Origin of the sequence: Pedobacter nyackensis, assembly GCF_900176505.1 — a bacterium.
Taxonomy (GTDB): domain Bacteria; phylum Bacteroidota; class Bacteroidia; order Sphingobacteriales; family Sphingobacteriaceae; genus Pedobacter; species Pedobacter nyackensis.
Genome location: NZ_FWYB01000001.1, coordinates 997,770 through 1,005,999, shown reverse-complemented (window position 1 = coordinate 1,005,999; position 8,230 = coordinate 997,770). Strand labels below are relative to the sequence as shown.

General features: G+C 41.1%; 6 protein-coding genes. 3 read left to right on the top strand and 3 right to left on the bottom strand.

Annotation, left to right across the window (positions count from 1 at the left end):
• Positions 1 to 175: 175 nt before the first annotated feature.
• Positions 176 to 541 (bottom strand): hypothetical protein, encoded by a 366-nt coding sequence (locus B9A18_RS04260; RefSeq protein ID WP_084287401.1) that lies wholly within the window; start codon positions 539 to 541, stop codon positions 176 to 178.
• Positions 542 to 689: 148 nt separating this feature from the next.
• Here B9A18_RS04260 and B9A18_RS04255 point away from each other — a divergent pair, with 148 nt between their 5' ends.
• The 3 genes from B9A18_RS04255 to rpoN all read left to right on the top strand — a co-directional run bounded on the left by B9A18_RS04255 (position 690) and on the right by rpoN (position 3,587).
• Complete coding sequence (locus B9A18_RS04255) at positions 690 to 1,334, top strand: DUF6266 family protein (protein WP_084287400.1); 645 nt, start codon at positions 690 to 692, stop codon at positions 1,332 to 1,334.
• 19 nt (positions 1,335 to 1,353) lie between these two features.
• Positions 1,354 to 1,992, top strand: a complete 639-nt coding sequence (locus B9A18_RS04250; protein WP_084287399.1) for a DUF6266 family protein — start codon at positions 1,354 to 1,356, stop codon at positions 1,990 to 1,992.
• A 122-nt stretch (positions 1,993 to 2,114) separates the two neighbouring features.
• Positions 2,115 to 3,587: an RNA polymerase factor sigma-54 gene (gene rpoN / locus B9A18_RS04245; protein WP_084287398.1), complete on the top strand. Its 1,473-nt coding sequence runs from the start codon at positions 2,115 to 2,117 to the stop codon at positions 3,585 to 3,587.
• A 10-nt stretch (positions 3,588 to 3,597) separates the two neighbouring features.
• Here rpoN and B9A18_RS04240 read toward each other — a convergent pair whose 3' ends face one another.
• Positions 3,598 to 4,617 (bottom strand): PorP/SprF family type IX secretion system membrane protein, encoded by a 1,020-nt coding sequence (locus B9A18_RS04240; RefSeq protein WP_084287397.1) that lies wholly within the window; start codon positions 4,615 to 4,617, stop codon positions 3,598 to 3,600.
• A 1-nt stretch (position 4,618) separates the two neighbouring features.
• Positions 4,619 to 8,206: a PKD domain-containing protein gene (locus tag B9A18_RS04235; RefSeq protein ID WP_084287396.1), complete on the bottom strand. Its 3,588-nt coding sequence runs from the start codon at positions 8,204 to 8,206 to the stop codon at positions 4,619 to 4,621.
• Between the last annotated feature and the right edge of the window lie 24 nt (positions 8,207 to 8,230).

Genomic DNA, 8,230 nt, shown 5'->3' with positions numbered 1-8,230 from the left:
CCGGTCTTAGGAAGCTCTTTTCTGATCTCATATATTTTTTCAAGTACAATTTCCTGCTCTATAAAAGATAGCCGTACGCTTCTTAAATGGCTATACCAGGCTTGTCTGGTATAGCCAAAGACAGCACAAAGATTATCGATACTATAATATTTGCGTGTTCCTTTTAGCTCATAAATCACTTGGTAGCAGCTTTTTTTTTGAGGTCTGTATTGTACTCCTGGTTGGCGATTGCAATCACCTTTTCAAGAGCTGCAATCTTCATTTCTGCTAACAAAAGTCGCTTTTCAAGCTTTTTTTGATCTTCTGAACTCAAAGGCACACCTGTTGATTCAATGGATTCTTCTGACATAAGCTGAGTCTTTCGGTACCAAGATACAAAGGATATAATGCTTTGTTCACTCACGCCATATTTTTTTGCTACCTGAGGGTAACTGTAGGAACCTTGGATGTATTCTAGTGCAACCTGAACTCTGAAACTTTCTGAATGCGGAGAAACTCTTCCCCCTTTGCCCTTACTTGGGCGTTCGTTTTTTATACTCATTTTCCTGTTTTGAAAAACTTTCTTATGTAAACTCATACTAGGAACGGACATCATCATATAGTCATCATACTGGGCGCAGCTTGGATTCCAGTCGATTACAAATTAAATTGGGATTACAAAACAAGGTTAAACCATTTATAAACTGACTATGGCAATTGCGAAAAACGGACCCCATGGCGAGCACTGTGGAAGAATTGGTAATGTAGTTTACTACATGTTAAACGGTAAATTGGTATCCCGAAAAATCGGAAGAAGCACTAAACCTCCTACGCTGTCACAGCTTAGTTCCAGATTAGAAACCAAAATCTGCAGCGAATTTATCAGCCGGATACAGGATGTCATCAACATAGGATTTGGCATTGAAATGCAGGGAACAGATAAAAATGCATTTAACCTTGCTGTGGCCTACAATAAAAAAAACATGTTTAGCGGCGTATACCCCGATTTCAAAATCAATTATGATCTGCTTATACTGAGCAAAGGAATTTTAATGCCTGCTCAAAATCCACAGGTACTCCAAACTGAAGCAGGAATTCAATATACCTGGGATACAGATCTAAAAATGGCCTTTCCGGAGTCTACAGACCAGGTAATGATGCTGGCCTATTTCCCTAAAGCTGAAAAGGTATTTTACACGCTTTTTGGCAGCGACAGGTCTTCAGGAACTGCATTACTCCCAATTCCTGCCAGTTTAAAAAATCAATACATGGAAACCTATATTTCATTTGCCTCGGCAGATAGGAAACAACTGGCCGACAGCGCTTATACAGGGGCCTTCAATAAACAAGACTAAGCACTAGTAAGCTAAAACAATGGGAATACTACCAGGAGGATTACATGGGCCTACTTATAAAAAGACAGGCTCAATTACCGCTCGCCGTCATAGACATTTAAATGTGGTTTCAGCACCTTACCGCAAAAGCAACAAGCCGCCGACCGATAAACAGCTGGATGAACAAAGTAAATTTGGTCTGTTGAACCGTTTTTTAAGCAGAATAGATATGCTGGTTAAGCCGGGTTTTAAAAAATATGCCAAAGGGCCAACAGAAGTAAACGCTGCATTTAGCTATAACTACCCCCATGCTTTTGTTAAAACTGAAAATGGTTTCGCACTCAACTACCCCGAAATCAAATATAGCAGAGGGCATATCGCTACACCAGAAGAACCGCAGGTTAAAATTACTGAAACCCATCTTATTTTCAGCTGGCTGCCGCAGACACAAAACGCCAGTTGCCAATACACTGATCTGGCCACTTTTTTAATATATGATCAGACAAAACAAAGGGCATTCAAATTCATTGCTGCATCAGATAGATACACTGGTGAGCATAACATTAATATTCCAAAGAAATATTTCAAAGGCCCGCTACATTGTTATATGAGCTTTGCTTCGGCCAATGGTAAACTGGTTGGGGATAGTATTTATGTAGCCAGGATAGACCTGGATTAAATTATTTAAGAAATTCATTCCTGTTAATCAGCCGCTTCCTTTAATATAATTTGTCTAATTACTTTTATCTGTACGAAATGTGTATTTTTGAAGCGGGTACATAAATACCTGCTCATCCTTTTATGCTAAAACAACATCTACAACAAAAATTACTTCAGAAATTATCGCCGCAGCAAATTCAGTTTATAAAGCTGCTGCAGGTACCAACTGTGGCACTAGATACCCGCATAAAAGAAGAGCTGGAAGAAAATCCGGCGCTTGAGGATCCGAGCTTAATGATAGCAGAAGAGCCTAAAAGTGAGTACGACGATCTGAATGACACCCCTGAGGATTTTGATGCCGGCGCAAAGGAAGAAAATACAGATGAGTTTAATGTTGATGATTATCTGCAGGACGATGATGTAAATGACTACAGCACATCTTACAATAACAACGACGATGATGAAGAAAAAAAAGAGACGCCAATAGCCATTGAAAGTACCTTTTTTGAAAGCTTACAAGAGCAACTTGACCTTGTTCCACTCTCCGATCAGGATTTTATTATCGGAAAACAAATCATAGGTAGTCTGGATGATGACGGTTATTTAAGAAGGCCAATCACTTCCATGATTGATGATCTTGCCTTTTCTCAAAACGTAATGGTTGAAGAAGAGGATGTACTGGAAATGCTTAAGGTAATCCAAAATTTCGATCCTCCGGGCATCGCTGCAAGAGATCTGCAGGAATGTCTTACTTTACAGTTGAAACGTAAGGATCTTAGTAATCCTATCATAATCAAAGCCATACTTATTGTTGAAAATTATCTGGACGAGTTTACCAGAAAACACTACGATAAACTGGAAAAAGCACTAAACCTGAACAGTGAAGATTTAAAAGAAATCATTGCAGAGATTTTGAGATTAAACCCGAAGCCGGGCGACTCTAATCAGGTGACTACCAAACAACTTCAGATTATCCCTGATTTTCATGTTTCCAACAATGATGGGGTTCTGATTCTTACTTTAAACTCGAAAAACGCCCCTGAATTAAGAGTAAGCAGATCTTATATCGATATGTTTGAACATTACGATAAGGCTGCCCAAAAAGATAAAAAACTGAAAGAGGCTGTACAATTTGTAAAGCAAAAACTGGATTCAGCAAAATGGTTTATTGATGCCATTAAGCAAAGGCAACAAACCTTGCTTAAAACCATGAATGCCATCATGCAATATCAATACGAATACTTACTTACAGGTGATGAGCGTAAAATGCGCCCGATGATCCTGAAGGATATTGCAGATAAAATAGATATGGATATCTCAACGGTATCTCGTGTTGCCAACTCTAAATATGTGCAAACTGAATTTGGTACATTCCTTTTAAAATCCTTCTTCTCTGAAGCCATACAAACAGAAAGTGGCGAAGAAGTATCCAACAAAGAGGTGAAGAAAATTCTGGAAGATTGCATCGGAAACGAAGACAAACGCAAGCCTTTGGCAGATGAGAAACTTACCGAAATCCTGAAAGACAGAGGTTACAACATTGCGCGAAGAACTGTAGCGAAATACAGAGAGCAAATGAACATCCCGGTTGCCAGGCTAAGAAAAGAACTTTAATTCACAAGAGTTACCACATTCTTGTGGTACTGAATACTTCATAAACATTATTAAGCTGCAGGCCTAATACGATTTCATGACTGCCGTTGCTGACCTGATTAAGTGCTGAAGTGGTAAAATCATAGGCGTAGGTAAGGTTAATCAGCTTGCTGATGTTTATCCCCGCCATAGCCGCATAGGAATCATCTTTACGATAACTGCCACCAAGCCAGAACCTGTCTTTGAACGATACCTTTAAGTTTACATCAATAGAAGCCGGCACCGGACTTACCTGTTTAACCATTATAGAAGGCGTTGCAGAGATTTCATTATCAATAAATAGTTTATAGCCTGCGGTAACGAAAAAATGCGGTACTTCTTTCCCCATAGTATTGTTTCGATCACCGGTAAATGAAAGTTTCTGCTGCAGAATCTGTTGCACAGATACACCAACAAAAAGACGTCCGCCGTATAACCATGCGCCGAGGCCCAGATCGGGTTTAAGCTGACTGGCTATACCGTTTGAAATGGAAGGGTCAATACGGCTCTGATCCTCAAATGTTAGCGCGTTAACATCCAGCCCTATCCTACTTACTCCTGCCGCTACACCTACAGATAGGTTGTACGTATTATTCAGCTGAAGGTGGTAGGCGTAGGTTAAATTTGCATCAAGTCTTGAAAGTGGACCAACTTCATCATAAACCGCTGTAATACCCATCCCATGATGTGCAGGTGAAGAGGTATAATTTTGCATGTAATTCCTGCTCATGGGATCATCACCTTTATCGGGTAAAGACAGCGCATTCCTCCACAGGTAATCACTCCCCAGGTTCCAGTGAGCCGTTATAAAGGAGGTTTGTGGTGCGTTATCAATGCCCGCCCATTGTTTCCTGTAGCCCACTTTTACATCGGCATAGTTCTCTATGCCGCTAATTGCTGGGTTTAACAGATAGTTGTTAAAAACATACTGTGTATACTGTGGCCGCTGTTGCGCAAAACAACAAACAGTCCATACCAGCTGTATCAGAATTAAGTATATGGCGCGTTTCATATCATCTGACTAAAGTTAATGAACCCGTTACAGATTTCCTCCCATTTTTTGGATTAATCATATAATAATATGTACCTACAGGTAAAGGTTTCCCTTTATAATTACCATCAAAAGGTATCGAATATCCCTGACTTAAAAAAACTTTTTCTCCGTATCGGTTAAAAATATCTACGGTAGCGTTTGGATAAGATTCCAGATGATTTAATATCCAGACATCATTTACACCATCGCCATTCGGACTAAAAGCATTTGGTGGTACAACAGTCCGCAATACATGAAGGTTAACCCTTACCGTTTCGTCGCAATTTAAAGAGGAAGTTACCGTTAAAGTATACACCCTATCATCGTCGGCAGTAATTACAGGATTCAATATATCATCTCTGTTTAAGCCTTTAGATGGCGACCATTTGAACCTTAAATCCGATTCTGTTACGGAAGCATTTACCTGTATAGTACCATCAATAAAAGCATACAAATCACTGGCGATATTAACTTTTGGTATAGGCTTCACTACAATAGATTGGGTTCTTTGGTCTGCACATTGATTATCCCCGGTAAAGGTATAGGTGATATCCCAGGTGCCCACCCCTACGCGTGCCGGATCAAAAAGGCCCGCAGGACTTACGCCCTGACCTGTAAACACACCCTGACCAGGTATGTTACCTGTCTCTTCTGCTATTATCTGAATCTTCCCTACGTTAACGCATACAGGAGCTAAGGCATCAAACTTTACAACCGGAGCTGCATGTAGCGTAATGGTTTTAGTTGCTATGTTATAGCATGGCCCTTGCACATCACCGGAATAGGCTATTAATTTTAATTCTACTATCTTGGTTAATGGAGAGGTAAAGGCCGGATAGTTTAAAGCATAGGTATCATTACTTAGCGGGTTTCTTTTCTCACTAACCTTCTCACCATCTATATACCATTCCAGTTTAGTAAGGTTACCAAAGCCCAAGACAGCCGATTCATCATTTACAACCAAATCCCTGTTGCTACATAGGTTATTCTCATTCAGCACCTGAAAAGCTGCCGAAGGTGTTGCGCCGTTTACCCTGAATGGTTTAGCTAGTGTAACACTACATCCCTCTGCTGAAGTTATAGTAAGTGTTACGGTATAATCACCAAAAGCATTGTATTTATGTGTTCCATTTGCGTTGGTTGAAGTATTTAGCGGACCGGGCGAATCACCAAAGTTCCACAGATAGGTTAATCCCGCAGTGGTTCCATCTGCATTGGTGGATTTATTGTTAAACATTACTGCAACATCACTCACACAAGCATCGGGTGTATCGAAATCCACTACAGGCAGTCGATTAATAACTAACTGCTGCTCCACAGCTATACTACTACAACCTTTATCCGTTTCAACAATCAAAGAAATGGTATAAGTACCCGGTTGAGAGAAAACATGTACAGGATACTGCGCTGTAGATTCATTCGGGTTAGCGACAGTAGCGTTTACATCACCAAATTTCCAGTACCATTTTGTGATGACACCTTCGTTGGCTACCGACTGATCCGTAAAGGTAATATTTCTGGTTTCGCAGGATGGTGTCGTAAATCTGAAATTGGCTTGCGGCAGTTTATTTACATGGATAGCTATAGGTGTGGTTGGTATTGATGCGCAGCCGGATTCACTTTCTACCCACATGGTAATATTGTAATCTCCGCTACTGGTGTAGATATATTCAAATGGAGCGGCGTTCCTTCGCTCTACAAGCGGCTTGCCATCACCAAAATCCCAAAACCATCTTGCTATGTTCTTCCCGTTAGGGATACTTTCGTCGGTAAGTGTTATCGGAACGCCCGCGCAGGTTTGCCCATTACTGGAAGAAAATTTTGCGGTAGGCAGATCAAAGACCTCAAAATCGACAATGATCTCTTCGTTAGGATCACAGCCGGAAGGAGTCGGATTTACCATAGTAACCTTAACCTCATGTGCACTTGGCTGGACAAAGGGAATATCCTGTCTGTAATTGTACTTATACACAGTGGTACCATTGATAACCTCAGAGCTGTTAAATGTCGGATTCAGTATCGGTGCTTCCACAATCCCGTCAATAGTCCAGGTTATGCTGGTTGGCTGATAAGGCAATACCAGCGTAAAGGCTGCCGTTTCTCCCGCACACACATCGGTCCTTTCCACGCGGGTTGTAGCATTAAAAATCTGCAGGTTCTGATATAAGTTCTTCGCGTCTGCGCCGGCGAGGTAACCATAGGATTCTACATTTCCATACCCATAAGCAATAGCAGAAAAGCCTCCATCCGCCATAAGGGTATGCGTTGCACTAATGGTCGACCTCGCGGTCACATCCTCTTGCAGATAAGAATAACCGCTGCTACCAATAGGAACAAATGTCCCTTCCGGTGCTAATCCGTTAACAGTAAAGGACGCTTTAAACTCATCTTTAATAATGATATTGATATAATGCTGAGTAATATTTGTAGGAGGAACAGTTTGACTCCTGAGTGCAGAATAGACGGTAATCTTGTTTAAGGTTTGTTCTACAGGATTAAGCACCGTCATTTCCGGATCCCCGGGATGTGGTACTGGTGTATTATTAGGTATACCGACATTATCAGGATCACAGGTCTGACTAATTTGATACTGTACAACACTGATGGGTTCGGAAGCTACAATACTATTAGCTTGTGCCGCTGTAAACTCATAAAATGTCCCCTTATTAAATGTAGCCGGGTTTGTTGCTACCCCATTTATGGTTAGCGACGTATTGTCCTTGCTAAAGTAAATCCTAAATATATCATATGGTTTATGAATAAAGGGTGCGGTAATAAACTCCTTTCCCCATGCAGTTATAGGATACAGTTGCTGATAGAGGTTATCACCACCGTTGCCCGAAGGAGTGAGATCGTTGCAAAAGCCAACCCAGCTACTCCCTGAAAAGACGGCAATAGGTTTACATAAGCCACTTGCACTGGCTATAGAAATAATGTGTGAAGCAGATAAGTCGGTGTCTGACTGATATTGATAAATCTCCCCTTTATTGAGCGGCACCTGAAAGGTTTGCCCGGCGTTATGACGGCCATTACGTTCATTTGCTTTTGGGGTAATCTCGACAAGTGTATTGTCTTCGACTGCAACAATCGTAAATTGCGAATAAGCGGGGCCCGGATTGTTACCTCCTTGTTTGTTCTGTATGTAATTAGTGGTATAATACTCTCTACCCAGTACTTTTGTAGGGAGCACTAATGTAGCTGCAGATCGGGCAGCTTTAAAAATATGTGAATAAACAACAACAGGCTTCTCTGCAATTACCTGTATGGCTTTACCAATTTCTTTAACATCCGAACTGCCTATGTAAGCTGCAGGGTCAATTGACACACCCTGCACCTGGTTTGCTGTAATGAGAAATGGTGAACCGCTAACTGGTAGTCCACCAATTCTAACATCTGCTGTTGTGTTGACATCTGAAGTGATGTACAAATACATTTTGGAGGTTGCCCCGTCGATATGACCGGTGTAAGCTATCCAAAATTCTTTTCCTTTATTGGAGGTATTCTGGGCTTCCGCATTGACAAATGGGAAGAACAGGAAAGCCCATATGATAAAAACCCATCTGTACATACTTCTTAAATATCCCGGTTAGGA